Source organism: Paenibacillus sp. FSL P4-0184 (genome assembly GCF_038004625.1).
In the GTDB taxonomy this organism is placed as follows: Bacteria; Bacillota; Bacilli; order Paenibacillales; family Paenibacillaceae; genus Paenibacillus_AQ.
This window is the reverse complement of the sequence record NZ_JBBORN010000001.1, coordinates 2,846,624-2,871,969: the sequence shown is the minus strand read 5'-3', so window position 1 is coordinate 2,871,969 and position 25,346 is coordinate 2,846,624. Positions and strand designations below refer to the sequence as shown.

Below are 25,346 nucleotides of genomic sequence, written 5' to 3'. Positions count from 1 at the left end.
TTCTTATTCGCTTTCAATGCCAAGTTGGTCTTTGACTTGTTGCTTAAAGGTTTCGATCGCTTTGGCACGGTCCTTGTTACCCGCAGTGTATTCACGTACTTGATCACGCCAGAGCTTGTTGATTGTTTCGTCGTACTGGGTCAAGTTCTTACCTGAAGCGTTTGCATTGGCCGGTACAAACACATCGAACATATTTTGACCACCGAGCAGTGGAACTTCGCCGTTTGACTTCGACATGACAACGGAGGATGCAACGCTGTCCTTCGTACCTTGCTCGCCCTCCTTCATGGTACCGTTAGCCCAGTAATATTGGAGTCCCGTTTCTGAGGTGTCGAGTGTAACCCACTTCACAAAGTCCGCAACAGCCTGTTTCTTGGCATCGTCCTTGGTGACGTCTTTGTTGGCAAGCAGCCAAGTGCCACCCCAGAAGAAGCCTGTTGGTGGTTCGGAAACAGCCCAGTCGCCATTCGTGTCTTTTACTTGACCGTTCATCACGTAGTTGATGAGCCAAGCAGGACCGAAGAAACCAAAGATCGGTTGGGCGCCGGTACCGGACATATCCGCATACCATGCTTCCGTCCAGTCTGTCGTATCGTTATGATAGCCATTGTCTTTCAGCTTTTTAGAGAGATCCAGGAACTCTTCTCGCTTCGGATCGATATGAAGCTTGCCATCAACTATCCAACCCTTGTCCGAGCTGTTCTCGATTGGATGCCAGATATCTCCGTCGCCGGAAACGATGCCGTATCCTTTAGCTTTCAGCTTCGCAGCTGCATCGTAGAATTTATCCCAGCCTGGTCCAATTTCATTTTTGATGGTGGCTGGATCATCTGTTCCAAAAACTTCCTTCGCAATGGAGCGGCGATAGATAAACGCGCCGCCAGTTGCTTGATAGCCGAGGGCTTTCAATTTGCCGTCTAGGCTACCGATGTCAACCGAGTATTGGGCGATGCCAGCGTCCTTAACCATTTGGTCGTCAAGGCCCAGGTCAGAATAGTTGGCCGAATAGCTGGATGCATCGCCTTGTGTATACTTGAGCACAAATGCCGATTCAGCTGCAAAAATGTCAGGGGCATCTTTGCCTCCAGCTGTCAGAGCCTGATCAAGAGCAGGCTGATAAGCACCATCTGTGGTTGCAATAACTGTAGTTTTGAACTCAACATTCGCGTCCGGATGAGTTTCCATGTACTTCTTGGTCATATTAGGTATCTCATCTGTAAAGCTCCAAAGATTGATAGTGACTTTCTCACCTGTTCCTTTTGCTGGAGCTTCGGTAGTATTGGCTGCTGGTGCAGGCGCTGAACTTGGGCTGGATGAGTTGGAATTTGAGTTCCCACCACATGCTGCGAGAGCGGATGACATCACGAGCAATGTAGAGATCCCCACTAAACTACGTTTCATACTTTTCATATCTTTGCCTCCCCTTTTGTATTATTACTTCGGTTTTTTGTAACCGCATACATAATTATAGAGCCTGCAATCCTTAAGCATAAGGACACCCTCTTTAGGAAAACTTCCACTATTTTTAGATTCAGTTCTATAGAGCGCAAAAAAAGAGACATCAAGGGATCTATCCCTTGGCGTCTCCATGATCTGTTTATATTTCTGATCATTACTTATCCGCTTTTAGCGCATCATCCTGTTTCTTGATGAACTCTTCTGGCGTGACGGCTTCGCCGAACAATGCCTGAATCTGATTCATATGTATGGTAGATGCGACTGGCTTCATTTGTGTATCCAGATAAAGAGTTACTTTATTAGCCTTATTTAACTCGTTTAATAAATCAATGAACATTTGCGGTAGCTTGATGGCCGCAGTATCTACTTTGGTAGCCGGGATTACGCCTGCATTGACAACAGAATGCTCTCCCCACTTTTGAACGAAAAAGCTGACGAATTCTTTGGCCTCCAGAGCATGCTTGGAATTTTCGGAAACGAATAGTCCAGTGCCCGGACCACCGACCCAATCATCCACGTTGCCTTTGCCGCCTTCTACTGCCGGGAACTTGAAATAACCGATGTTGACTTTAAATTCTTGGGCTATATTTGTAGTGGTCGTGAAATCTGGCAGCTCCCAAGTCCCTGTAACGAACATGGCTGACTTTCCGTTCATGAACTGTACCTTGGCTTCATCATTGGATAATCCGTTGTAGCCTTTGATGAATGTGTTAAGGTTTACCAACTCTTGCACTTGTCTTGCAGCCTCTAGCAAGGCAGGATCTGTGAAGTCCTGATCCGCAACAGCTTTATCCATCAGGTTAGGTCCCCCAATACGATCAGCTAGATACATGTACCAGAAGGAAGCTGGCCAACCGTCCTTACCGCCAAGAGTAACAGGTGTTATGCCATTGTTATTCAGTGTTCGAATGATCGCTTTGAGATCATCCAAGGTTTGGGGCGGCTGCAGATTAAATTCTGAAAATATTTCTTTATTATAGTAGACCGGAACTATGTTTAGTTCGACAGGAAGGGCATACGTCTTCCCATCAAAGGAGTACCCCTCCGTCGTACCAGCTACGAATTTTCCTTTCAACTCATCCTGTAAAAGATCGTCCACGGCTGCAAACTTATCTCCCCTAACATAAGGATCCATAAAGCCTGCTGCCCAGGTAAATCCGATGTCCGGTAGATCGTTAGAAGCGGCAAGTACCTTCAGTTTACTTTTATACTGCTCATTTTCAAGAACTTCTGTCTTGATGGTGATACTCGGATTAGCTTCTTCAAATTCTCTGATGATTTCTTTTACCATTTTGTTTTGCGCGGAGTTATTGCTATCCGGCCATAGATGCATCATTTTTAAAGTGATTTTCTCGCCGTCGCTCTTGCTGTTATTCCCCTTATCCCCATTGCAAGCAGTTGTTATCAACAACAATGTTAAGAAAAGGGTAATGGATAATCCGATCCTCTTCGTAGATATTCCCCCCTTGCCGAGCCGTTATTGGATATTCGCTTCTATACCATTCCTCATGGAAGAACGATACTGCCCTGGACTCATTCTTTCGTATTCCTTGAACAGCTTGTTGAAATATTTAACCGTCTGGTAACCCGTAAGGCTGGCAATTTCCGCTATAGGCAGATTCGTTTTCAGCAGTAATTCCTTCGCTTTCTGCAATTTTCTACGGGCGACGTATTCGCTGAAATTCATCTGGCATTGCTCCTTGAAAAGAGAACTGAAATAACTCCCGTTCAGATGAACAAGTCCGGCTACTTCCTGCAGGCTGATCGCCTCTTCTATATGCATTTCCACATAGTCTATCGCCTGACGGACCGGATCGCTTAATGCGGCATCTTCATCTCTTATGGCCATTAATTGTGGATCAGCCATCTTCCGCATGAAGCCGATATGTTCCTGCTCCTCCCCTGCCTTCAGGGCATTCTCCACAGATGCGATTAGCTTCTCCCGGCTGGCTGGCTTGAGCAAATATTCAACTACGGACAACTGAATCGCTTGCTGAGCATACTCGAACTCGGCATGACCGGAGATGAGAATAACGGATGGCTGACGCTGTATTTTTTTATCCCTTATTTGGCTAACTAAAGAAAGACCACTGATTCCCGGCATACGGATATCCGATATCATGAGCTCCACCGGTATTTCCTCCAGAATTTCAATAGCCGAGATCCCATTACTTGCCGTAAGGATTTCATAATGACCGGCTGCCCACACCTCTAGTATTTTCTTCATTCCTTCTCTAGATCTCGGTTCATCGTCGACAATAAGAATTGATCGGCTTCTCATGGCATTTTGTCTCCTCGAACAGGAATTTTGATGTTTATACGGGTGCCTTGACCTTTTTGGCTATCGATGGTCATTGCCGCACCCTGCTCATTCTCTCTCGAAAAAAATAGTTGAAGCCTTCTATGCACATTAGCGATTCCGACGCCGGAATCTTTTGAAGAAGATACCTTTCCGCTATCCAGCCCTTCCACAAGAGAGCGCAGCATCTCCTCGTCCATTCCCATCCCGTCATCTTCCACCGTAATGGTGACCCATTCTTCATCTCCAGCAACCGTTAGCTTTATCCATCCCGGTTCAATCTTGCTCTCGACCCCATGCAATACGGCATTCTCTACAAGGGGCTGGAGCAACAGTCGGGGTAACTCCACATTCGAAAATTCAGGAGGAGCCTCAATTTCCCACTCCAAGCGATCTTCAAATCGCATTTTCATAATAAGCAAATATCGCTTTACATGCTCCAGCTCATCCTGTAACTTCACCCATCCCCCTTTACTCGAGCCGGTGATCGTATAGCGGAATAAATCAGACATGGCGACAACATACTCCGCCAGTTGATCTTCATCCCTATCCAGCAGTGACCAGTACAGAACATCTAGTGTATTGAACAAAAAATGCGGATTAATTTGCGCTTGAAGTGCCTTTAACTCCGTATGACTCCGGGATAACTCCTTCTCATAAACCAACTGGATTAGCTCGTTGATATTATCAACCATTTTGTTATAGGAATAATTCAGTTCCTGAATTTCCATAGTGGACGATACGTTCTCGATAGGCTTCAGGATGCCTAGACGGGTACTTCTCATAGCTTTGATCAACCTGAACACAGGTCTGGTAATAAGTATAGATAGGAAAAAAGAAAGCAGGGTGAACAGTAAGGTACCCATCAAGGCCGATACGACAATGGTCGTCCGCAAGACCGATATCCCCTTGGTGATAACGTTAACCGGGGTTAAGATGAGCAGCGTCCATCCTGTCACGGAAGACCGCTGTTTGACAACGATAAAGGACCGTTTGCCGATGGAAACATTCTGATCGTCAGATTCCTCCACCAGCTTTGCTGCTGTCTTTTGTGAAATACTGTCATCGTTAGACGTGATGAACTGCCCATCAGGAGCGAGGAGTAATACTGTTTCTCCGTCCCCTTCCCCGGATAAAGAGTCTTTAAGTGCAAACTTATCTCGGTCTGAGCGAATGAGTAAATATCCTCCAGTTGTGAAATGCCGATCAATAAGGCTGATCTGTCGAATCGCCACAAGCGATGTAGGATCGAGCGGATCAATACCGAACCAAACGAGACTGCCTTCCTTTCTCGTCGCCATTTCAATCCAATCCTCGGGTACCTTATCTCTAAGGGTACTTCCGTCGAGAGGATACAGCCTCACTCCGTCTTTATTATAAAGCTCAACAGATTTGATGCCGTCCGTGTAGATTTGTACCAGATTGATAATAGATGGCAGCGCTTGCCGTTCCGTAAAGGTAGCGGGATGACCCTCTATATCGCGTAAAAGGAGTTGCTGAATATAATCGTTAGTCGAGACCAGCGTCGTCAGAGAATTAATCTGTTCGAGAACGCTTTCCAAACGGCCGTTAGCCTGAATCGCGGTTTGCTGAATATGCTTCTCCGCATTGTTCTTGAGTAGCGTCGAGACTGAATGGAACGTAATCCCTCCAACGAACGTCAGAATGATGAGCATGACGGCGAGAAAACCGAGCAACATTTGATTTCGCAGCGTATTTAACTTTAACATCGACAGTATCCGCCGCATGCAGTCTCTTCCCCTCTTTGTCATATGAGCATGAGATGATCGCCCCTATCCGTAAAAAAGTAAGGGCTTTCAACCTTTTCAGTCATTATATTAGCATGTTTGCTAATGATCCGCTAAGAAAGAATTATGGATTCGACAAAAAGAACTAATATTTTCGCACTCAATACCGACAGGCGAGGTCATTAGCTCCATTTCTAGCAACCTTTTAATTAGGAGTGTCTTACTCCTAATTAAAAAAATCCCGATGATGTATTCATCATCGAGGCTAACTACTGCTTCATTTTTTATTTTCGCCAAAAAGTTGAACAATCTGCCTTGTCCATAATGTTAAACTCGATCATTTTCTCAAGTAATGAGAAATCAACCGGACTATCCCATCGGATCCGTAACAACTGCTTGGTGTGATCATAGCCTGCCTGTACAATTGCATCTGAGAAATGATTAATTCCTGCGATTTCAGGCGCAACAGCCATATGTTGTTTGGATACGCTAAAGCCAATAATATAGGTGTCGTGATCAGTGAACATAGGCTGATTCCACGCAATTTTTGGTTTTAAATCTGTGAATTTCTTAGTTACCCAAGCCAACACCTCTTCCATTCGCTCCCGATGCTGTGGGTTATCAATTTGCGCTAAATAGTCTGCAAAAACCTCCATGTCGATCACTCCTAACCTCAGAATCGCCTTTTGTTCAGGCGTAGTTACAAAAAAACACCCCGTTAGATAATCATATCTAACGGGGTGATAGGGTGCAACTTTTTATAACGTTATGACTTAAGAGTTATACTGTCTTATACACCATTTAAGGTGGAAAATAGAAACATCATTGCTCACTCTAAGAGATGAGGAATACATGATTGTCTCACTTCAATAAGACGGAATATCATTTTAGTTTCACCCTAGTTCAGTCCATTTCGTATTTATCTAGTAACAATAGGAGTTCCAGTCCTACTGCTCATTTTTTTAAATAGTAAGATGGCAAGAAGTAAAGCTATGCTTACAGCGGCAAAGCCCAGCCAATTCAAATATAGGACAGATGTACGACTGATGACTAGCCCGCCTAATCCAGATCCCAGTGCAAAACCAAATTGGATGAACGAAGTATTTACACTAAGAGCAATGTCCGGATTTCTAGGCGCCAGAGTAACCAGATATAGTTGCTGGGCCGGGGAAATACTCCACGTTGCTAACATAAAAATCATTAAAACCAAGATTAATAACAAGAGATTGACTCCGGCTAGAGCGAATAAAAGCAGAGTTGCCCCTTGTAACAGGAGCCCGAGACAAATGGTAAATTTCGATCCTTTTGCATCTGCCAATTGTCCGCCTAGCCTTGATCCAACGAAGCTGCAAATGCCCGCCAGGAACAGAACACCGCTAATTTCGGTCATGGAAAGGGAGGAGGTGGCTTGCAAGAAAGGCGTAATATAAGTGAACAGTGTAGAATAGCCGCCGACATAAAATAACGTAATAACCAAGGCCATCAGAATGGTTGGATTTTTTAAAATAGAGAGCTGCATTCTGAGGGTAACCTTTTCTTCTTCTTTGATTGCCGGAACCTTTTTATAGATGATAAGTAATGGAAGAACACTTAATAATCCAATTAAAACAAATAGCACTCTCCATCCAAACATCTCACTAAAAAATGTGCCCACAGGAACACCGAGTACTAGCGAACTGCTAAGCCCCATCAAAATGATACCGATGGCATTGCCCCTTTTTTCTCTTTCAACGAGTCGTGTCGCTATTGCCATGGCTACAACAGTAGCGATTCCTCCGCTAGCCCCTTGGATAATACGTATCCATAGTACTGTTTCATAAGCAAGATCTACAAACATAAGTCCGTTGCTGGCAATAAACACACTTAGGGTGGCCATTAGTAGTTTCTTGCGATCTGCATTGATCGTTAATGCAATCAAAACCGGAGCGACAATGGCTGCGGAGAGGGCAAACACAGTCACCAATAATCCAACTTCAGAAGTAGATACTCCCAAGTCCACAGCGATCATCTCAATAACTCCCGTAATAATATATTCAATGGTTCCAATCAGAAAAACAGCCAGTGCCAGAATATAAATGATCCGTTTATTTTTCAATTTCCCCCACTCCCCCTTCTTCAGTTATCTATTTATAATGGGAATTTGTATTTCTATGAATTGTGCATCTCGTTCTAGAGATAACGGTAAATATAGTTCCCTACCCGATTCGTTCTCCTTGATTTGATAGTTATTTTTCTCAATCCATTTCGCTAAATGAACACAGGCCGCACAATCAAAATTAGTATTTGAATGAAAAGCCATTGTGGCCATCATCGGTTCAGGAGGAAGAGTCCGTAGCTGAAACGGTTCTGGAAATGATCGCAGCTCAGAGGTTAAAAAATACCCGACTTCAAAATCAAACTCATCCTCTTTTCCTTCGACTTCTTTCCACAAAACAACCTGAGGTCCTTGAATTAATTGACGATTTTCCGTCGTTATAAACTGATCAAATTGACGAAGCAAATCCGGAATGTCCTCTTCTTTCCCGCATGCTTTCTGATAAAGAAACAATTGAGCACCCTCTGCTTTGACTCTGATTTCTTGACCTGTTTCGACTTGCCCCTCTTTTTCTATAAGCTGCATACGCTCCTCAATCCTGACGAGTTTGGCTTGTTCCGTATCGATGATTTGCTGTATTTCGCTTCTTTTCAGCTTAAACATCCCTTGAATATTCTCCAATGTAATATCTTCCTGGAGCAGCTGTTTAATTTGGGGCAATGTAAAACCCAATTCCTTATAGATTAAGATTCGGTTGAGCTCTAGTAGCTGATCTGCGGAATAGTAACGGTAGCAAGTATCGTGATCCACCTTTCTCGGCTTTAGTATGCCAATCTGGTCATAATAGCGCAGTGTTTTTAGGGAGACTTTGCTTAGCCTGGAAAATACACTGATTTTGAACAAAATATCATCTCCAATCTATAACATAATGTGAGTATACAGTTTCCCGTGCAGGGGAAAGTCAAGGATGAGAATGCTTTTATAATTTAATGGAATATCCTCCCTAAAATTGCTGAAGTATGCCATTACTTTCGTTTTGCTCATTTTAACAACTCATTTATTCAAGAAATTTCTCTCATGCCAATTGTAGCACTAGCTATAGCCAAACTGTCCTTTAGCGAAACAAAAGGATGCCACTTATCACGGCATCCTCTCGGTATTTATTAATCTATCCTGCCCTATAGCTTATGAAGCAACGTCAATCTAGAACTATGCAACGCTAGTGATTGCATTTATGTGTCAACTTGAATTTCTCTATCTAAAAAAACACGCCGTTTCTAAGTGTAGAAACGGCGCGGCATTAGCTTCATATGTGTTACGATGCAGGCGGAATAAACCAGCGCTGATTGGCGCCGCCATTAAAATCCCACTGGACAGCCTGTCCTCCGTCGGATGTCGATTGTCCCGACATATCCAAATACTTGCCGCTACCTCGGTTGATAATATACGACGAGTCACCTCTATCTTGATTGGTTGGAACAACTTTCCATTGTTGATTCCATCCGCCATTATCCGGCCATTGAATCACATTAGCACCATCGGATGTAGACGATTCGCTGACTTCCAGTAAATCTCCGCTTTCTACGTTTCTGATGTGATAATAGCCGTCTCCTAGAGCTTCGAAATACCATTTTTGATCATTAACAATGGAATTCCAATTAAAGTTCCATTGTATGATAAGCGCCCCATCCGCTTGTTTATCCCATCCACTGACTCCCAATGTTTTATAGCTATTTACATTTATAATGACATGAGGGTTCGGCGTGCCGGCAGCATGCGTCGTCTGAGTAAATACAGCAGGTGCTGCGGATCCAATAAATACAAGTGCCAGAATCGCTATCAACCATTTACACTTAAATAACCGTTTCATAAGATAAGTCCACTCCTTTAATTTTCATTAGTCAGATTTCAACTTCTCCCAATCAAACTGCCATTATAGAAGATTAGAATGTCGCCTCCTTTGTTAAGAAGTAATTAATACCCGTTTCATCAAATCGCATGATGGGGTTCTATTTCTATTGTTTGAAGGCGAGCGCTCGCAATGAGGTTCATAGAAATAGATCTAGAAGAAATTAATTCAAATATAGGTAAATTATTCCTTAATTATACATCGTTTACAAAATAGATGTCAATTTAAATTCTCTAGGTTAACATGTTAAGCTAGAGAACAATGTTGAACTGGTACATGTCGGAATGTATCCGCTGGCGGCGCTGGAGCTCAGTTGCAATGACCGCAAGGTTGTCGAGTCGAGGATTTTGATTTTGCTCCGGTGAGTCACTTCTCCTTGACGGAATAGCACTAGCTTGAGCCCTTGTGGCGACTGCAGTTAGTATAATCCTCTTATTCACTAATCAAAAACCTTATTCCTATCTATATGTAACGGCTTACTTTCATTTAAAAAATTCAATTATTTCGTCCTGATCATCTAAATTCAGCTTATCAAAATTCTCAATCATGTCAGTTTCTTTTATATTAAATTTCCCTTCAGCATTATTTTTCTGTCTCGTTGTTTGTTTCTCACCATATAACAACCAATATAAATCCAAGCTAGGTTTATTATTTATTTCCAATAAAGTATCTAAGGCTGGCTTAAATTCACCCTTTTTAAATTCTATCTCCAATAGTTGACATAATAACTCCCTATATAGAAAAATCCCGATGATATCATGAGCATCATCGGGACTGACTTTAGCGGTTCTAAACTTTATTTACTGGTTCCACAGTTTTATACTGGTTCCAGACTTTCTTATCACCAGACATTAATTGGCTATCCCCAACAATTTCTACTCCACAGTAACACTCTTAGCCAAGTTACGTGGTTTATCCACATCATGACCCAGAGCAAGAGAAGCATAATAAGACAATAATTGCAGAGGCACTACAGATAATGCTGCTGTCAGCATTGGTAAAGTCTTAGGAATCACAAATACTTGGTCCACTGATCTAAGCAGGTCAGTCAAATGCTCTTGATGAGTGATCGCAAGTACGTCTGCACCGCGAGCTTTCACTTCTTTGATGTTGCTGACGGTCTTCTCAAGCACAGCTTCCTGAGTTGCCAGGGCAATAACCGGAACGCCTTCCTCGATCAGAGCCAATGTACCGTGTTTCAATTCACCTGCAGCATAAGCTTCGGAGTGAATATAAGAAATTTCTTTTAGCTTCAAGGAACCTTCTTGAGCAACAGCATAATCTACGCCGCGGCCGATGAAGAACAGGTTCTTGTGCTCAGAAATTTGCTCTGCATAACCTTTGATCGCTTCTTTTTGAGCTAGTATCTCTTCCACTTGTTCTGGTAGAGCTTGCATAGCTGCTAGAATCTTAGCCACTTGAGCTTCGGTTTGTGTACCGCGAACTTCAGCCAAGTAAAGAGCAAACAATCCGAAAGCGACCAATTGTGAAGTGTAGGCTTTGGTCGAGGCTACTGCAATTTCTGGACCTGCCAAGGTTACCAACACATCATTCGCTTCGCGAGCAATAGAGCTGCCCACTACGTTTGTGATTGCCAGAACATGTGCACCGTTAGCTTGCGCTTCACGAAGAGCTGCCAATGTATCTGCAGTCTCACCGGATTGGCTGACAACGATAACCAAAGTTTCCGGGGTCACGATTGGTGAACGGTAACGATATTCCGAAGCAATGTCATTCTCTACTGGAATACGAACCAAAGATTCGATCATAGTACGTCCTACCACACCAGCGTTGTATGCCGTTCCGCAAGCAACAACTTGGATGTTACGGATGTTCTTGATTTGTTCTTCTGTGATGTTCAACTCTGGCAAAACAACCTTGTTGCCTTCAGCATTAATACGACCACGCATAGTGTCGCGGTAAGCCTTAGGCTGCTCGTGGATTTCTTTCAACATGAAATGCTCGTAGCCGCCTTTTTCTGCGGTAACTGCATCCCAATCGACAGTAATCATTTCCCGAGAAATAAAGTTTCCTTCAATCGTCATCAGTTCGACAGCATCTCTTGTCAAGACTGCCATTTCGCCGTCGTTCAAAATATATACGTTACGGGTATATTCAAGCAGTGCAGGAATATCTGACCCGATAAAGTTTTCTCCTTCGCCAAGACCGATAATTAGCGGGCTTGCTTGACGCACAGCCACCAATTTATCTGGTTCATATTCAGTCAGGACGCCTAATGCAAAAGCACCGCGCATGAAGGTAATCGCTTTTTGCACAGCTTTCACGATATCTCCATCATATTCGCGAGCAATCAGGTGTGAAATAACTTCTGTATCTGTTTCGGAGACAAAGTGGCATCCTCCAGCAATCAGCTCTTCTTTCAGATCCAGATAGTTTTCGACAATACCGTTATGAACGACCGAGAACTTCATGCTGTTATCCGTATGTGGATGGGAATTCTCATCGGATGGTTTACCGTGAGTTGCCCAGCGTGTGTGTCCGATACCTGCGCTACCTGCCAGTGGGCTGCCTTCCAGCTTCGACTGCAGATTCGCCAAACGGCCTTGTGCTTTCACTACTTGCAGTCCTTCCCCAGTGAATACAGCTATACCAGCGGAATCATATCCCCGATACTCCAGCTTCTTCAATCCTTCAACCAAGATCCCCTGCGAATTCTGATTACCAATATATCCTACAATACCACACATTATTATTTCCCCCGTCCGAGTTATCGTAATGTGGCGGCATAAGGAAAGAAACGTGCCGTGCGGCATGTTTTTGAGAAAAAGCAAATATTCTGTTGTATTTTTGGATCAACAAAATAAACTGTCACTTACATCTTATGTTCATGAAATGCACAGCCTTCTTCTCTGCCGTGGCAGAACTACCGTGTTTCTTTACGATGCGCACACATGAATTTTATTTTTCTTATGCACCCATGAAAACGTTGTGTGAAAGGTCGCCCTTCCATTTTCCGTCTCCATTTACGGCTCTGGTGCATCACCGGGAGGTCCCCGCCGAACATTTCGAACACCTCCACCTCGTCAGCTTACGTCTGCCGTGATCCGTTCAAGCCTTGTCTACATAACCATGTAGCAGCTTTCCCTTCTCCCCCGCGCTCGACCAAGCTCTGGCGCTTGCTATTGCAAACCTCACAATCCCCGCTTTCCTTCTAGAATGACACTTAATCTATTATATGCACCTTACATTACTTTGGCAATGCTGCACCAACCTAAATTTCACAAATCCCTGTTCAGACGATCCATCCAAAAATAATAAACACCGGTGTAATGAGTCCGAATCGCTCTCTACACCGGCTATATAGGTATGATAATGAATTATACCAATTCGCGTTGAACAACTTCTACAATTTGATTCACATAAAGATCTAGATCTGCCTTATCAGGGCCTTCTGCCATGACACGGATTAAAGACTCCGTGCCGGACGGACGTACAAGCACACGGCCATTGTCGCCTAGCTTGCCTTCTACTTCAGCGATAGCTGCTTCGATAGCCTGGTTGTTAGGATAATTGGTCTTATCTTGTACACGAACATTGACCAGCACCTGCGGGTATTTCGTCATCATGCTCTTAACCTCGCTAAGCTGCTTACCGGAAGCTTTAAGCGTATCTACCAGCTGGATAGCCGTCAGAATACCATCACCTGTTGTATTATAATCAAGGAAGATAACATGTCCAGACTGTTCTCCACCTAGATTAAAACCACCACGGCGCATTTCTTCCATCACATACCGGTCGCCTACAGCTGTTTTAGCAGTGTTCAGGGATAATTTCTCGGTAGCTTTGTAGAATCCGATATTACTCATAACCGTTGATACAATCGTGCTATCTTTCAGCTTACCAGCACGGTTCATTGCATCCCCACAAATACAGAGAATAAAGTCTCCGTCAACTTCATCGCCTTTATTATCGATCGCAATCAATCGGTCAGCATCTCCGTCAAAAGCAAGTCCCAAATCCGCTCCATGACGTAATACTTCCTCACGCAAAGTCTCTGGATGTGTTGAACCAAATCCAGCATTAATATTCAATCCATCAGGCTCAGCACCAATAGAAATAACCTCAGCGCCCAGCTCTCTGAACAATCTTGGTGCAAGTTCATACGCTGCGCCGTGAGCACAGTCGAGTACAACCTTAATTCCCTTGAAATCTTGAGAAATGGTTGTCTTCAAATACTCCAGATAGAGGTACTTGGCGTCATTATCAACCGTAACCATACCTAAACCAGAGCCGATAGGACGAGGCAATTCATCAACTTCAGCATCCATTAGTTCTTCAATACGCAGCTCAGTTTCATCCGTAAGCTTGAAGCCATCTCCGCCAAAGAACTTAATGCCATTATCTTCAACCGGATTATGTGATGCCGAAATCATGACCCCTGCATCTGCCTTTAATAATCTCGTAATATAAGCAACAGCAGGTGTACTCACTACACCTATACGGATTACATCTGCCCCAATAGACAGCAAACCAGCAATAAGAGCCGATTCGAGCAAAGGTCCGGAAATACGTGTATCCATCCCAATGACAACCTTTGGTTTATGCACGTTACCCGCTAGTACATATCCTCCACAGCGACCAATGCTATAAGCCATTTCTGCAGTTAATTCACGGTTTGCTACTCCCCGCACACCGTCAGTTCCAAAATACTTCCCCATTATTTTTCTCCTTTGAATACGCTACATTAGCTTAATGTTCTATCCTATGATTTGAATACTATTTTGGTGTACCTTTGGGACATATCCTAAAAGACGTATTTCAATAAAAGGTTACGTTCCCCCTGTACCTACAGGATTTTCGGAATTCGTACTTGTGTTAGCTGTGCCATTATTCTCTGGACTGCTATCCGTGGGGACAGGCGTCGCTGTAGCTCCAACTTCTCCGCTATGGGTAGGCTTCTCAGTGGCCTCCTCATCGCCTATAACAGGTTCAGAGCTTGGCTCAGGAGTAGTTACACTACCCGTGTCTGGATGAGGCGTAGGCACCGGCGTTGCAGGTGACAGCAACTGTACAGTTACCGTAAGAGGCACACTTGAATTAGCCAATGCGATGAATTTAGGCAGTGATACCCGTAAAGAAACCTCGTGAGTCCCGGCAGTCAGGCCAGTCACATCAGCCACAACACCTATATCGTCTTTATTTAGTTGATTTAGCAAAGTAGGTGCACCTGTTAAGGTAAGGGCTATATCCTTGCTTGTTGGATTAACAATACTTCCTTCAAACTCATCACCGACACCCTGTAACTTGATGGGTACCGCTTCAACCGTCCGTTCAGCAATTTCTGAGATCGTTAATGAAACGTTCACGGTTTCAGGCATTACTTTCTCAGTTCCTGCCGGAGGTTTCAGTTCTACCTTCAGCTGCTTCGTTCCTGCAGAATCTATAGCGCTAAGATCGACATTTGCTTCATAGGTAGATAATGCAGCTAATGCATTGGCTTGACCATATACCACGACTGATTCCAGCTCAGGTGTCACATTTGATAAGACGAGAGAACCCGGAAGTTGTCCGGTAAAGCCGATATCCAGCGGTAAGCTCTTAAAAGGCAAGGTAATTGGCAATTCCACCGAAACGGTAGCCGGCTCAATGACGGCATCCTTCACTTCTTTTCCTTCATTATCATAAGCATGCAGCTTCAATTTCTTCTCTTTAAAGGTTTCGTTCTCGCCATTTAGCTCAATAGTGCCTTGTACCTTCACCACTTTGCTTAACTCATTATCTGGCAGCGTAACCTCAACAGTATCCGTAGGCTGCAAGACTGGGGTACCTAATTGATACCCCGCTGCTGGTTCTCCCTTGGTAACCAATGTTATGGGAAAAGATTTTGTATTTCGCAGCTCTACATGTACATTGACCTCTTTTGGAGTCATTCTGACAAGAGTTACACCTCTAGGTAATGAATATGAGAGTGGCAACGTATTATCTCCAGGCTCAACCTTACTTAGATCAAGGGTCACTTTGTAGTCGTCCGAGAACTGAAAAGAGATATCCGAGTTCTTCCCCTTAACCTCCATACTCACACTATCTACATCCTTGTATTCCAGTACAAATTTATCTTTATCTAGACCGATCTCTTCGATCTTTACATTCTCAATAATCTTCGATTTAGTATCGACCGTGGTCTGTCCAACAGGCGCAGTGTCGATACGAACCATAGTAAACAGTATGATCCCAAATGCAAGGGCTAGAATCTTATTGAAATTGTTATTGTTCATCCACTTATCCATGATTTTTGTCCCCCTTCCGTTTCCAGAAAGTTGAACCTTTCTCCTTCAGCGATGAACTTACACTCAGCTCTTGATGGAGCTTCGAAATCATTGATTCTTCCTTAATGTCCCTTACAATTTGACCATTGATGGCCAGAGAAATCTGTCCTGTCTCCTCCGAGACAATGACAGACACCGAGTCCGCAACCTCACTAATCCCGATAGCCGCGCGATGTCTTGTCCCCAGTTCCTTGCTAATAAAAGGGTTCTCGGACAAAGGTAAATAACATGCAGCCGCGGCGATCTGATTCCCCTGCATAATAAGGGCTCCGTCATGCAGAGGGGTGTTAGGTATAAAGATGTTAATCAGCAACTCAGAGCTGACTAAAGAACGCATGGCGATACCCGATTCCGTATATTCATTAAGGCCTGTCTCTCGCTCGAATACGATTAATGCCCCTATTTTTCTATGTGATAAATAATTTACGGCTTTAATCACTTCGCCAATTAATTTACTGAGTTCTTCATCACTTTCCCCAGCCCGTCCGAAAAATTTACCTCGTCCAAGCTGCTCCAGTCCCCTTCGTAGTTCCGGCTGAAAGATGATAAAGACTGCCAGCACCCCGAATGTAAACATTTGATTCATTAGCCATTTGAGCGTATAGAGGTCTAGCATGGTACTAACAGCCCAAATCAAAACCAGGACCAGAATCCCCTTCAGCAGCTGAATCGCTCGAGTTCCGCGGACCATATTAAGCACTTTATAAATAATGTAGCTGACGATCAGTATATCAATAATATCTTTAATGGAATCTTTCCATGTTAAATCTGTAAAATAACTCATTGCCTAAAACCCCCGTCATTTCATATTAGCTGGGTTTATGTAAAATGTCTGTTAGATCTGTATCAATATCTAGGTTATAACGTTCGGGCTCCAGTTGCAAGTTTAGCCCCTCACCCATTTTCTAATTTTTCTAAATTTAGGCAACAAAAAAGCGCCATCTTTCCGGAAAAAGAGGCGCAAAATAATATTCCAGCTCAAGGTAACCACTGTCGCTTTCTTTAACGGTAGGCAACTTCAGAGAACATGTTCGTCACTTTATACCAGAGCCAACTTACCGCTTGGTCTATGCTTTTGACTTGCCCAGAAATATGAGCTGTTGAAGCCTGATACAAAGAACCGTCAATGACTGTTACGTTGCCGTTCACTTCCCCATATACCTGTGCTTTACCATTCTCTATGGTAAGGTCACCGGTAATAATCTTGCCGGAAGGTACGATTACAGTATCCCCTTTGATAACCACTTGATCCAGATCTGCACCTCTAACTACAAGTTGTCTATCTGGACTCCAAAAAGTTACGGAACTCATCAGCATTACGACAAGAAACAGAGATGCCGCTGTAAGTGCAGGGTGTCTCTTGATCCAGGTAACAAAAGCATTTTCTTTCTTGGTCTTTGGCAATGAACTCATTATCCGGCTCACAAGATCATCTGAGGCAACAGGATTCTGATGCATTAGGGAGAACATCAACATATCTGTCTGTTCTAATTCTTTAAACTTTGCACGGCAATCTGGACAGGATAGAAGATGCTCCTTCAACTCCCTCTGCTGCTGATCGGGCAAGTCGTCATCCAAGTAGTCGTGCATCATAGAGACGGCCAGTTTGCATTCCATAGGAGCCAATCCTTTCATGAGTGCTATTTAATTATCCTAAGACAAAGGGTCAGGACACATAAGACTTGCTTAACTTACATACGTCGCTCTCCCAAAGATGTTTCATAAAAAAAATCTATTTTTACATTTTCGGGCCTAATTTTTTACGTAAAAATTCACGACCTCGGTGTACACGCGTCTTAATCGTGGTTACAGGCATGTCGAGCACATCACTTATTTCCTGAAGTGACAAATCCTGCAGGTATCTAAGAATCATCACAGACCTGTATTTCACAGGCAGACTGTCAATAGCCTCATAGATTAGCCCCTGCGTCTCAGAGAGCAGTAATTCGGTCTCAGGTGTTACATTATCACTTGGAATCAACGAATAGCCGTCAAGGCCCTCCTGATCGTTCATATCTGCATCGAGCGAATAGGTTGGTTTCCGTTTGCGTAATCTATCAATACAGAGGTTCGTTCCAATCCGATAAATCCAGGTAGAGAACTTCTGTTTATCATCATACCGATCCAAGTTTCTATACACACGCAAAAAGGTCTCCTGAACTATATCCTCCGCCTCATGGCGATTGTTCAGCATCCGGTACGCCAAATGATATATTTTGTCTTTATATAGTTCCACAAGCTCGGCAAATGCCCTTTGGTCGCCTTTTAAGGCGAGCTTTGTCAATCTGCCTTCCAAATTCTCCACCTGTTAACTCCCCCAGACTTGCCGCCCTTGGTATTTATTTTCAAATATCCACGGTACAAGCAATTAAATCGTAATTCAAGTTTGTGTAAAAATCAAGGATTGTATTGTAACCTTCTCTGTAAACTGAGTTAAAAACTGGACAACTTGGTATAGGTGATTAAGTGCAGCTTCGAGAAATATTTGAACTTCCGGTCGATGTTATTGTCAGATTTCCTGATTTAAACCGCTACTCGCGGTAGAAATCTGACAATAAAGGCGATCGCTAACGCTCCTACAGTTCCAAACATTCTCTACGCTACTCCATCACCTGAATAATAAGTGCCACACTATTTTCCTTCGCTTACATCTCGGTTACTTGGGTAGGGCCTGAAAGATCAATATTGGGCAAAGCACCACAATATTTTTCAGGACAAAAGAATCACTTCGCAGCACAATATTTAGTTTATGAGCAAAGTAGCTCGTATTAAGCAACAAAATCATCCCGTCTGTTGAATAGGCTTCTGTTAGTTTAAATTTGTCGTATATGGAGCAGACATTGTTATACTTTCGTCAGGGTTTTCGGTGATTTAGCAAGTAGGAACTCCAGTGTAGGTTGAGGGTTTCATTTTGATGGAACGAGTTATAGGGAAAACCTCCCTATAAATTAGATCACAGCTGTTTTATGACCAAGTTATATGGAATTTCTCCCTGTTTATTGGCCAATTTCAATTAATTACACCAAATTAAGCTGATATAAAGGGAACAATTCCCTATATTTTATCGAAATGACTTAAAAATACCGATTTACGGGTAATAATTCCCTTTAATTCAGCATTTTGACCCTGAATCAGAGAAATATGAAACTTAAAAATGTTTATGTGTGCGAGCAGATAGTAACTCCTATAAAGAAGCAAATAAACACGAGCTCGGCGCTCCTTTCGTGCGTCCTTTGCACACATTCCTGGCAAAGTCCATAACGCGTGTGCCACAGCGCATCGCCTTATTTCGGTCTATGATTCTGCTATCATAATTTCCTATATACAAGCACAAAAAGTCCGCCCCGATAAAGGGCGGACTTTTTTTGTGTTAAAACTATATCAGCCGGTATTCCGAAGACCAGCGGCAATGCCATTGATGGTAAGCAATACTTCGCGAAGCAATTCGCTATCGTCTCCGTCAACTTCACGGAGCGCTCTAAGCTCGGATAGCAATTGAACCTGCAGGTAGCTAAGTGGATCAACGTAAGGATTGCGGAGTCTGATCGACTCCTGAATCACAGGGACGTTATCCAGAATATCCTGCTGACCAGTAATCTTCAGGATCAACTCAGAGGTCAGTTTGAATTCATCTTCAATCTGGCCGAAGATCCGTTGACGTGCTTCCTCGTTCTTGCCCATGCTGGCGTATTCCTTAGCAATGATCAGGTCCGCTTTTGAAATAGCCATTTGCAGCGTATCTATCAGTGTAGTAAAGAATGAGAAGTTCTCATACATATGCTGCATAATCTTCAGATTCTCTTCCTTACCCTCATAGAAACTCTGCAGTCCGGTTCCAGCAGCATACCACGCTGGAAGCAAATAACGGCTTTGTGTCCACGCAAATACCCACGGAATTGCACGCAAGTCTTCAAAGCGGTCACTGTTCTTCCGTTTGGAAGGGCGTGAACCAATATTAAGCTCTCCAACCTCAGGCAGAGGTGTAGATTCTTTGAAGTAAGTCAGGAAGTCCGGATCACGGAATATCAAATCCTGATATTTGTGAAGTGAAACTTCAGAGATACGGGCAACAATTTCTTCCCACTTCTCTTCATATAAATCTGCTTGTGGAATTCTCGCATTGATCGCTGCTGTCACAAGCGCAGATGTCGCTTGTTCTAGACTGCGGTAAGCAATCCCTTGCATCGAATAACGGGAGGAGATCACTTCTCCCTGCTCGGTGATCTTAATGCCGCCGCCAATCGTCGAGGCTGGCTGAGCCAGAATGCTGCGGTTAAGCGGCATGCCGCCACGACCGAGCGCTCCACCACGACCGTGGAAGAACTTCAGCTTGATTCCGAACTTATCGGCTGTAGCTGTAATCTCTTTCAGAGCAACACGCAGTTCATAGTTAGCGGTAACCACGCCGCCATCTTTGTTACTATCTGAATATCCAAGCATGATTTCCTGCAAATCATTCATTGCTCTTACTGCATCGCGGTAGATAGGCATGTTGAGCAATCTATTCATAATTTGTGGTGCTTCATGCAAATCATCAATTGTTTCAAAAAGTGGCACAGCTTGCAGCGTACATACGACTGTACCGTCATTGTCTTTGCGGAATAGTCCTACCTCTTTGGAGAAGACCATAACCTCCAGAATATCGCTTGCCGCTTCTGCCATACTAATCAGATAACTAGTGATGCATTGTTTACCGTACTCTTCTTGCGAAGCGAAGATCGTCCGGTACACTGCAAGACATTCCTCTGTACCCTCACTATACGTCTGATAAGAAGATGTGATTGGACGTGGATCATTCAACAGCTTCTCCAGTAGCTCAATCTTCTCATCTTCAGACAGTTTGGAGTAATCCCGCGTAATGTTCATTTTCGCCAGAATTTCAGTCATAGCATTCTCATGTTCTTGACTGTGCTGACGCACATCAAGTGTCGCCGTATGGAAACCGAACAGCTCCACTTGACGGATCAATTTCTTAATATAAGTGTCGGCCACATAATCGGCATAGTGATGCCGTAAGCTGCGGTCAATCACGTTCAAATCATCGATAAACTCTTCAGGTGTAGAATAACGCTCAGGAGTACCTTTTTTCTCATCATCCAGAACATTTTGTGTCTTGGAGATCATATAGCTGAGCTTAATACGGTAAGGTTCATTATCATTGCGCCATTCTTCCATCTTGCCAAGATTAATGATCTCACGATCAGCTTCAATGGATTCTGCTAGCTCAGGCGTCACCTTAACAATACTTGTGCTAAAGCTTAGATATTTCATGAGTTCACGCATAATCCGTTGATATTCCCGAATCGCCAGCTTACGCTGCATGCGCAAGGTCTGTGAAGTAACTGTAGAAGTTACCGAAGGGTTACCGTCACGGTCTCCACCAATCCATGAGCCAAAACGCAAGTAGGTTGGTACATGCCAATTCTGCCCTGGGTAGTATTTACTGAGACAACGTTCAAGTTCTTGATAAACATCGGGCAATACATGGAAGATCGTCTCATGGAAATAGTACATCCCATTACGTACTTCATCGAGTACGGTAGGCTTACGGTCACGCAGTTCATCCGTTTGCCATAGCGTAATCACTTCATTTAATAGCTTCTCACGGAGCTGTTCACGCTCCCGGAAGGTTAAGGTAGGGTTATCCAGACCCATAACATCATCAGCTATCCGCTTATGAATATCGAGAATCGCACGGCGCATAGCTTCCGTTGGATGTGCCGTCATTACAAGTTCCAGAGATAATCCTGCAATAATCTCGTTAACTTCCTCATGAGAGAAATCACGTTCACGAAGCTCTTTAATCGCGCTTTCTATAGAACCGGGTTGGACTGTCTCCCCAGCTGAACGTTCATAGTCACGTTTGCGGCGAATCCGATGGTTCTGTTCGGCAATATTCACGAGCTGAAAATAAATAGCGAACGCTCTTATTACCTGATGGCGGTTCTCTGGATCCAAAGAATTGATTAACTCCTTAAATTCACTGTGCAGTTCAGGTAAAAATAGTGAGCGCAGCGATTTACTGGTTTCGCGAATTTTCTCCACGATCTCTAGTAGTTCGTTACCGCCTTGGTGAACCAAGACCTCTCCTAAAATGTTCCCCAAGAACCGTACGTCCCGTCGCAGCAGATTGTTAGAGTTGCTTTTGCTGACGGTAGTCGTAAGTTCGGTCATGCTGCTCCCCCCATTCTCTTCCGGATCAATGTGTTAATTATTGTCTGTCTAAAAATCGCCTATTAAAGCTTTCCTCATATCATACAATAAAACTGCGTGAAAATCTCCAACTATTTTGCGCTGTAAAGCGACACAGTATCTAAGATTATACACCAATTTCTCAATTTATAAAGTCCTTATATTTTATGTATTCTTTATTATATATAATGGCTCTAGCATACCTTCATTATGTGTATTTAAATATGGAGCGTTCGAATCTGATCGATGAACAGGCCAATAAGCGGAGAATAATGACGATCGCGGTTATACGAATAATAAATATGTCTTTGAAAATTATAATCTGGAATGGTGCGCATTAGCAATCTTCCTCTGGCTACCTCATCCTCCACAGCAAGACGCGATATAAACGAAACGTACTTTCCACTCATAAGCGATTGCTTTATGGCCTCCAGTGAATCCAGTAGAATATAGGTCCTCGGTTCATTCCCCTCACGCTCAAACCATTTATCCGTCAGTTGGCGTGTACTTGATTCCTTGTCATGTAATATAAAACTCGCTGAAGCAATCATAGCCGGGTTTAGATTAGAAAATGTGGCAAATTCATGAGATGGCGCAAAAACAAGCACGAGCTCGTCCTCACACAAGGCTTGAGTATGCAGATCTGGTAGATAAAAAGATTCTGTAGACAAAATACCAAGGTCAATCTCATGGCTAGCCAGCATTTCTTTGATTACAGGGGAAGGCTTAACCGATAAAGAGATCGTAATCCCCGGATGTTGTTCTCCAAACAGCCCCAATATTTTCGGAAGAATATAAGTAGCTGGAACGTAACTGGCACCAATCTTAAGCGTTCCTCGCCCCGCCTGACTGAACTCTTTTACAACCCGCTCCGCTTCTGCAGCTAGTGCATTGATTTTAGTCGCATAATGAAGAAACGCTTTTCCACTCTCCGTAAGAATCATTTTATCCATTCTGGATTCAAATAACTTCTCCCCCAATTGCTGCTCTAAATTCTTCAAATGGTACGTAACGGTGGGCTGCTTCAGTCCGAGTTTATCGGCTACTGTAGTTATTTTCTTATGTTTATTTAACAGTTCTACGATTTCCAGCTTGATTAAATTAAGGTTCATTATCATCCACTCCTCACCTATTCACTAAACGGTAACATAGAAGAATTCTATGAATGTTAAAATAAATCGGCAAAAAAGTTAATATCACAGTTACATTCAGCAAATATAGCGGGAATTCTTTACCTTTACACTAAGAACAAGCTTAAGAACAGGCAGGTAGATAGAGATGAAGGAAATTACAATCCACAGATTGGAAAAGAAATTCGGAGATGTGCATGCCTTGAAGGCTGCAGATCTGAAGATTCCCGCTGGAAGCTTTACGACATTACTCGGTCCTTCAGGTTGTGGAAAGACGACACTACTCCGTCTGATTGCTGGGCTAGAAACACCGGATGCTGGAGAAATCCTAATGGATGACGAGTTTATTTTCTCAGGCAACAAAAAAATTAGTCGCCCCATCCATAGCCGCAACTTTGGCATGGTCTTTCAAGATTTCGCGCTCTGGCCGCATTTAACTGTCTTCGAGAATGTCGCCTTCGGACTTCGTGCCTCTAAGCAGAAAAAGGATTTACGGATTAGGGTTCAGCAAGCCCTTCGATCCGTAAAGCTGGAAGGACTCGAGCTACGCTTTCCCCATCAGCTGTCCGGTGGACAACAGCAACGGGTTGCTTTTGCCAGAGCTGTAGTTACTAGACCCCAACTCGTTTTGTTCGACGAGCCGTTAAGTGCACTGGATGCAGTCTTGCGAGATGAAATGAGGCTGGAGTTAACCTCCTTGGTGAGGAACATGGGTATTACTGCTCTATATGTCACCCATGATCAAACCGAGGCGATGTCTATGTCAGATGAAGTGGTCGTGATGCAAGGTGGCACTATTTTACAGACAGGTTCGCCTGAGGAGATTTATCAGAAACCAAATCATCCATTTGTAGCTCATTTTATTGGAAAATCCAACTGGATCGTTCCCGATAAGCAAATGCTTCGTCCGGAACATTTACGTTGGTCTCAGGAGGATGCTTCCTCTCTTCCATTTACGGGGACGATTCGACATGTAAGCTATATGGGTGATCGCTATGAGGTCATTCTGGACATGGAGAACCGAACTACTTGGACCGCTTATCATGATCAACGTCTACCTGTTGGAGAAACGATCCAGGTCTACGCTTCTGAGCACCAGATCCATCATCTGAATTAAGCGTCCACTGCATGGAATAGCTCGTATGATGCTGTTCCATGCAGCAAGATGCACAAAAATATTAGGGAGGCATTCACATTGAAACCAATGAATAACACTAAAGGACTTAGCACACTTCTTCTAACAACTATAATCGGAGCGAGTCTAGCCGGCTGTAGCTCTACTAACACTCCTGCTGCTAACGCAAGCAATCCGACTTCAACCGCTAACACTACAACTCAAACTGAAGCACCACAACCCACAGAGAAAGCTCTGAGTGGCAGTCTTGTCGTCTACAGCGCAGGTCCTGAAGGTCTAGCCAATAAAATTAAAGACGGCTTTGAAGCCAAAACCGGTGTGAAGGTCGAAATGTTCCAAGGCACTACTGGAAAAATATTAGCCCGTATGGAAGCAGAAAAGTCCAATCCAGTAGTCGATGTTGTCGTTCTCGCTTCCCTTCCGTCTATGCAAGGAATGAAGAACGATGGATTATTGCTTCCATATAAAGAGGCGGTTAATGCAGATAAGCTCGTTAGCGATTGGTCAGACACAGCAGATGGCAATTATTTTAGCTATAGCGCATCCGCGCTGGGGATTGTCTACAATACTAAAAAAGTTAGCACACCTCCGACTTCATGGGATGATCTCACTAAAGCGGAATGGAAAGGAACCGTCAATATTCCAGATCCTTCGCTATCTGGCTCGGCTCTAGATTTCGTAACTGGATATTTAAGCGCTAAAGGGGGCAGCGGTTGGGATCTTTTTAAACAATATAAAAGCAATGGTGTAGCGATGGCGGGCGCCAATCAGGAGGCACTTGATCCGGTGATTACCGGTGCTAAATCCGTCGTTGCCTCAGGTGTAGATTATATGGCTTATAAGGCAAAAGCTGATGGAGAGCCTGTAGATATCGTCTACCCTGCTGAAGGAACAGTGATCAGCCCTCGCCCGGCTGCGATTATTAAGACAAGTCCGAATGTAGATAATGCCAAGGCATTTATCGACTATCTTCTATCTGATGAAGCTCAAGCGCTAGTTGCTAAAGCCTACTTATTGCCAGGCAGAACTGATGTGAAAGCAGAGAATCGTGCGAATCTCGATGAAATTAAGACATTTGATGTGAAATGGGAATGGATGAACGAGCATAGCGATGAAGTTTCCTCGACCTTCACACAAATTTTTAAATAAGCGT

The 25,346-nt window shown here is 43.6% G+C and carries 19 protein-coding genes; 2 read left to right on the top strand and 17 right to left on the bottom strand.

Annotated features, from left to right (window positions below; genetic code table 11):
• Nucleotides 1-3: 3 nt before the first annotated feature.
• The 17 genes from MKY52_RS12515 to MKY52_RS12435 all read right to left on the bottom strand — a co-directional run bounded on the left by MKY52_RS12515 (nt 4) and on the right by MKY52_RS12435 (nt 23,040).
• Nucleotides 4-1,362 (bottom strand): ABC transporter substrate-binding protein, encoded by a 1,359-nt coding sequence (locus MKY52_RS12515; RefSeq protein WP_341051565.1) that lies wholly within the window; start codon nt 1,360-1,362, stop codon nt 4-6.
• A gap of 250 nt (nt 1,363-1,612) precedes the next feature.
• A complete protein-coding gene (locus MKY52_RS12510) occupies nt 1,613-2,794 on the bottom strand; it encodes an extracellular solute-binding protein (protein WP_341051564.1) in 1,182 nt (393 codons plus the stop codon).
• Between the two features lie 141 nt (nt 2,795-2,935).
• A complete protein-coding gene (locus tag MKY52_RS12505; RefSeq protein WP_341051562.1) occupies nt 2,936-3,739 on the bottom strand; it encodes a response regulator transcription factor in 804 nt (267 codons plus the stop codon).
• On the bottom strand, nt 3,736-5,505 hold the full coding sequence (locus MKY52_RS12500; protein ID WP_188114501.1) for a histidine kinase: 1,770 nt from the start codon (nt 5,503-5,505) through the stop codon (nt 3,736-3,738). Before MKY52_RS12500 ends, MKY52_RS12505 begins: the two co-directional genes overlap by 4 nt.
• A 284-nt stretch (nt 5,506-5,789) precedes the next feature.
• Nucleotides 5,790-6,161 carry an iron chaperone gene (locus tag MKY52_RS12495; RefSeq protein WP_076285549.1) on the bottom strand — a complete coding sequence of 124 codons (372 nt, stop codon included), beginning with the start codon at nt 6,159-6,161 and terminating at the stop codon, nt 5,790-5,792.
• Between the two features lie 263 nt (nt 6,162-6,424).
• A complete protein-coding gene (locus MKY52_RS12490; protein WP_341051560.1) occupies nt 6,425-7,600 on the bottom strand; it encodes an MFS transporter in 1,176 nt (391 codons plus the stop codon).
• A 24-nt stretch (nt 7,601-7,624) separates the two neighbouring features.
• Nucleotides 7,625-8,443 (bottom strand): MerR family transcriptional regulator, encoded by an 819-nt coding sequence (locus MKY52_RS12485; protein ID WP_341051558.1) that lies wholly within the window; start codon nt 8,441-8,443, stop codon nt 7,625-7,627.
• 412 nt (nt 8,444-8,855) lie between these two features.
• Nucleotides 8,856-9,410 carry an RICIN domain-containing protein gene (locus tag MKY52_RS12480; RefSeq protein WP_341051557.1) on the bottom strand — a complete coding sequence of 185 codons (555 nt, stop codon included), beginning with the start codon at nt 9,408-9,410 and terminating at the stop codon, nt 8,856-8,858.
• Between the two features lie 521 nt (nt 9,411-9,931).
• Nucleotides 9,932-10,162: a hypothetical protein gene (locus MKY52_RS12475; protein WP_341051555.1), complete on the bottom strand. Its 231-nt coding sequence runs from the start codon at nt 10,160-10,162 to the stop codon at nt 9,932-9,934.
• A 162-nt stretch (nt 10,163-10,324) separates the two neighbouring features.
• On the bottom strand, nt 10,325-12,157 hold the full coding sequence (glmS, locus tag MKY52_RS12470; protein ID WP_042192067.1) for a glutamine--fructose-6-phosphate transaminase (isomerizing): 1,833 nt from the start codon (nt 12,155-12,157) through the stop codon (nt 10,325-10,327).
• A 630-nt stretch (nt 12,158-12,787) separates the two neighbouring features.
• Nucleotides 12,788-14,128, bottom strand: a complete 1,341-nt coding sequence (gene glmM, locus MKY52_RS12465) for a phosphoglucosamine mutase (RefSeq protein WP_042192071.1) — start codon at nt 14,126-14,128, stop codon at nt 12,788-12,790.
• 111 nt (nt 14,129-14,239) lie between these two features.
• Entirely contained in the window at nt 14,240-15,697 is a 1,458-nt protein-coding gene (locus MKY52_RS12460) for a CdaR family protein (RefSeq protein ID WP_341051553.1), read from the bottom strand.
• Nucleotides 15,690-16,520, bottom strand: a complete 831-nt coding sequence (cdaA, locus tag MKY52_RS12455) for a diadenylate cyclase CdaA (protein ID WP_042192076.1) — start codon at nt 16,518-16,520, stop codon at nt 15,690-15,692. The genes MKY52_RS12460 and cdaA overlap by 8 nt, the downstream gene beginning before the upstream one ends.
• 218 nt (nt 16,521-16,738) lie before the next feature.
• Entirely contained in the window at nt 16,739-17,353 is a 615-nt protein-coding gene (locus MKY52_RS12450) for a zf-HC2 domain-containing protein (RefSeq protein WP_042192079.1), read from the bottom strand.
• 121 nt (nt 17,354-17,474) lie between these two features.
• A complete protein-coding gene (sigW, locus tag MKY52_RS12445; RefSeq protein WP_042192081.1) occupies nt 17,475-18,041 on the bottom strand; it encodes an RNA polymerase sigma factor SigW in 567 nt (188 codons plus the stop codon).
• 1,076 nt (nt 18,042-19,117) lie between these two features.
• Nucleotides 19,118-21,910 (bottom strand): phosphoenolpyruvate carboxylase, encoded by a 2,793-nt coding sequence (gene ppc, locus MKY52_RS12440; protein ID WP_341051552.1) that lies wholly within the window; start codon nt 21,908-21,910, stop codon nt 19,118-19,120.
• Between the two features lie 236 nt (nt 21,911-22,146).
• Nucleotides 22,147-23,040 (bottom strand): LysR family transcriptional regulator, encoded by an 894-nt coding sequence (locus MKY52_RS12435; RefSeq protein WP_341051550.1) that lies wholly within the window; start codon nt 23,038-23,040, stop codon nt 22,147-22,149.
• A gap of 166 nt (nt 23,041-23,206) precedes the next feature.
• Between MKY52_RS12435 and MKY52_RS12430 the strand changes: the two genes are divergently transcribed.
• Both MKY52_RS12430 and MKY52_RS12425 read left to right on the top strand, forming a co-directional pair.
• Nucleotides 23,207-24,175 carry an ABC transporter ATP-binding protein gene (locus tag MKY52_RS12430; RefSeq protein ID WP_234537508.1) on the top strand — a complete coding sequence of 323 codons (969 nt, stop codon included), beginning with the start codon at nt 23,207-23,209 and terminating at the stop codon, nt 24,173-24,175.
• A gap of 87 nt (nt 24,176-24,262) precedes the next feature.
• Nucleotides 24,263-25,342 (top strand): ABC transporter substrate-binding protein, encoded by a 1,080-nt coding sequence (locus MKY52_RS12425; RefSeq protein ID WP_341053406.1) that lies wholly within the window; start codon nt 24,263-24,265, stop codon nt 25,340-25,342.
• The last annotated feature ends 4 nt before the right edge of the window (nt 25,343-25,346 follow it).

What these genes read in the sequence shown, in the direction of transcription:
- MKY52_RS12515 (WP_341051565.1), bottom strand. Translation starts at nt 1,362, where the DNA reads ATGTCATCCGCTCTCGCAGCATGTGGTGGGAACTCAAATTCCAACTCA.
- MKY52_RS12510 (WP_341051564.1), bottom strand. Translation starts at nt 2,794, where the DNA reads ATGATGCATCTATGGCCGGATAGCAATAACTCCGCGCAAAACAAAATG.
- MKY52_RS12505 (WP_341051562.1), bottom strand. Translation starts at nt 3,739, where the DNA reads ATGAGAAGCCGATCAATTCTTATTGTCGACGATGAACCGAGATCTAGA.
- MKY52_RS12500 (WP_188114501.1), bottom strand. Translation starts at nt 5,505, where the DNA reads ATGCGGCGGATACTGTCGATGTTAAAGTTAAATACGCTGCGAAATCAA.
- MKY52_RS12495 (WP_076285549.1), bottom strand. Translation starts at nt 6,161, where the DNA reads ATGGAGGTTTTTGCAGACTATTTAGCGCAAATTGATAACCCACAGCAT.
- MKY52_RS12480 (WP_341051557.1), bottom strand. Translation starts at nt 9,410, where the DNA reads ATGAAACGGTTATTTAAGTGTAAATGGTTGATAGCGATTCTGGCACTT.
- glmS (WP_042192067.1), bottom strand. Translation starts at nt 12,157, where the DNA reads ATGTGTGGTATTGTAGGATATATTGGTAATCAGAATTCGCAGGGGATC.
- glmM (WP_042192071.1), bottom strand. Translation starts at nt 14,128, where the DNA reads ATGGGGAAGTATTTTGGAACTGACGGTGTGCGGGGAGTAGCAAACCGT.
- MKY52_RS12460 (WP_341051553.1), bottom strand. Translation starts at nt 15,697, where the DNA reads ATGGATAAGTGGATGAACAATAACAATTTCAATAAGATTCTAGCCCTT.
- cdaA (WP_042192076.1), bottom strand. Translation starts at nt 16,520, where the DNA reads ATGAGTTATTTTACAGATTTAACATGGAAAGATTCCATTAAAGATATT.
- MKY52_RS12450 (WP_042192079.1), bottom strand. Translation starts at nt 17,353, where the DNA reads ATGGAATGCAAACTGGCCGTCTCTATGATGCACGACTACTTGGATGAC.
- ppc (WP_341051552.1), bottom strand. Translation starts at nt 21,910, where the DNA reads ATGACCGAACTTACGACTACCGTCAGCAAAAGCAACTCTAACAATCTG.
- MKY52_RS12435 (WP_341051550.1), bottom strand. Translation starts at nt 23,040, where the DNA reads ATGAACCTTAATTTAATCAAGCTGGAAATCGTAGAACTGTTAAATAAA.
- MKY52_RS12430 (WP_234537508.1), top strand. Translation starts at nt 23,207, where the DNA reads ATGAAGGAAATTACAATCCACAGATTGGAAAAGAAATTCGGAGATGTG.
- MKY52_RS12425 (WP_341053406.1), top strand. Translation starts at nt 24,263, where the DNA reads ATGAATAACACTAAAGGACTTAGCACACTTCTTCTAACAACTATAATC.